Below are 2,508 nucleotides of genomic sequence, written 5' to 3' on the forward strand. Positions count from 1 at the left end.
TGTCAACGGCGGAATAAAAACAGGCCAAATGGCGGTGTAAAATCAGGCCAGTTTATGCCGCAATCGGGGAACGTCGGAAGGGCGTAGCCCGACCAGAGTTTTCCGATTGCGGCATCGGTAATTTTGCGTGTGTTTTAGCGGTGCTTTTTGGCTCGGCTTTGAGCGAGGCGATAACTATCGCCATTCATTTCCAGAATGTTGACGTGGTGGGTGATACGATCCAGTAGTGCACCGGTCAACCGCTCGGATCCGAGTGTTTCCGTCCATTCGTCAAATGGCAGATTGCTGGTGATCAGGGTGGCGCCGCGTTCATAGCGTTGCGAGATCAGCTCGAACAGCAATTCCGCTCCAGTCTTTGACAATGGCACGAAGCCCAGTTCGTCAATGATCAGCAACCCATAGGCTGCCATCTGCTTCTGGAAGCGGAGAAGACGCCGTTCATCACGCGCCTCCATCATTTCACTGACCAGAGAAGCCGCCGTGGTGAATCCGACGGATAACCCCTTTTGGCATGCGGCCAGACCAAGGCCAAGTGCCACATGGGTTTTGCCCGTGCCACTGGGTCCAAGCGCGATGACATTCTCGCGCCGTTCGATCCATTCGCAGCGTGCCAGTTCCAGTACCTGCATCTTATTGAGCTTTGGGATGGCTGAGAAGTCAAAGCTGTCGAGACTTTTGACCGTTGGGAACCGTGCTGCCTTGATGCGGCGTTCGACCTTGCGGCGATCCCGCTCAATCATCTCGCCTTCGGCAAGACGACGGAGATATCCGACATGATCGACACCTTCGGTGGCGCATAATCTGGCCAGCTTCTGGTACTCGCGCTGGAAGGTCGGTAGCTTCAGGGTCTTGAGATAGTGGGCAAGCAAAATATCGGGCGCTTCGGTGCTCATGCAGCTTCTCCTGCGTCATTCGATAGGAGGTGCATGTAGGCTTTCGCAGACGTCTTTTCGACCATTGCTTTGGGCAGGTAGGGATAGATCGACAGGTCAAGCCGTGGCGGCCGACGCTCAACGCGACACAGGACAAGATGTTTGACAGCGTCGAAGCCTATTGCTCCAAGCTGCATGGCCTGCTTCACCGCCGCATGCACGTCGGCGAGATCGAAACTTTCCAGCAGGCGCAATATCTGCACATATTCCCGTTTCCCATGCTTTGCCATGCGGCCTTCCATCAACCGACGCAACGTCGCGAACTCCTCGGGCAGAGCCCATCCCTGAAGAGGAGCCGCCTGATCCAGCGCATTGATCTTCTTCTCGATCAGTGGCAGGTAATGCAGCGGATCAAAGACTACATCTTCCCGACCCCAATTGCGCACATGGCGCGCGATGATCTCACCGCCGCAGCTGATCACCACCTCGTTGACATAACCCCGTATCCAGACCTGCCTGTGGCCGTAGGCAACCGGCACGGAATAATCATTCCTCTTGTAGCGGACTAGAGCTTGAGCCGTTACCGTGCCGCTGGCTTGGTCACAGGCATCAAATGACGAAGTTGGCAATGGACGCATGGCAGCCAGATCCCGCTGCAGTCGCTCACCGATAGTCTCATTCTCACCGCGCAGCTTGTCTTGCTGACGCTTGCGGCATTGCTCTTCCAGCCAGCCGTTGAAGTCATCCCATGTCGCAAATCGCGGGATCGGAACCATGAAGTTGCGTCGCGCGTAGCCCACAAGGCCCTCGACGTTCCCCTTGTCATTGCCTTTCCCCGGACGGGCATAACGATCCCGGATCAAATAATGGGACAGGAAACCGCTGAACAATGTCGCCCGTTTGCGGGTGCCGTCAGCCTGGATCTTCGCGACAAGGCAGCGATCATTGTCGTAAACAATTGACTGAGGAACCGCGCCGAAGAAGGCAAAAGCATGAATGTGGCCATCGACCCAGGCCTCCGCCACTGCCGCCGGATACGCCCGTACATAACAGCCGTCACTGTGCGGGAGGTCAAGGACGAAGAAATGCGCTTTCTGTTCAACGCCACCGATCATCACCATCGCTTCGCCGAAATCTGCCTGCGCATGGCCCGGCTCATGCGACAGAGGCACGAATACCTCCTGCCGACGCTGAGCCCGTTCACGGATATAGTCCTTGATGATCGTGTAGCCACCGGTGAAACCGCATTCCGCACGAAGGCGATCAAACACCCGTTTGGCCGTATGGCGTTGCTTGCGCGGAACCTTCGAATCCTCATCCAGCCAATGGTCGATCGTCGAAACAAACGCATCAAGCTTAGGACGACGGATTGGTGATCGACGCTGATAACCGGGCGGCGTCGAATAGGCCATCATCTTGCCGACCGTATCGCGCGAAATGTTAAAATGCTTCGCTGCCTGTCGTTTCGTCATGCCTTCCGAAACAGCCAGACGCACCTTCAGATATAAGTCCACGGTAAAAATCCCCTGATCCCTCCTGCACTCGTTGCAGAAGGAAAATAGGTGGCCGAGTTTTACTCCGCCGAAGCGGGATTATCCCGCCACTTCCGTGGACTAATTTTGCACCGCCGCTCTCA

General features: G+C 56.1%; 2 protein-coding genes. Both read right to left on the reverse strand.

Annotated elements, in window-relative coordinates; translation table 11 throughout:
* Positions 1 to 134: 134 nt before the first annotated feature.
* Positions 135 to 893: an IS21-like element helper ATPase IstB gene (istB, locus tag VBH83_RS19220; protein WP_396999080.1), complete on the reverse strand. Its 759-nt coding sequence runs from the start codon at positions 891 to 893 to the stop codon at positions 135 to 137.
* Positions 890 to 2,386, reverse strand: coding sequence for an IS21 family transposase (istA, locus tag VBH83_RS19225; protein WP_396999081.1), 1,497 nt, complete (start codon positions 2,384 to 2,386; stop codon positions 890 to 892). Before istA ends, istB begins: the two co-directional genes overlap by 4 nt.
* Positions 2,387 to 2,508: the final 122 nt, after the last annotated feature.

Source organism: Ochrobactrum sp. S1502_03 (assembly GCF_044435015.1).
In the GTDB taxonomy this organism is placed as follows: Bacteria; Pseudomonadota; Alphaproteobacteria; order Rhizobiales; family Rhizobiaceae; genus Brucella; species Brucella chromiisoli.

Bases quoted from the DNA above. Each gene is read 5' to 3' on its own strand.
- istB (WP_396999080.1), bottom strand. From the start codon at position 893: ATGAGCACCGAAGCGCCCGATATTTTGCTTGCCCACTATCTCAAGACC.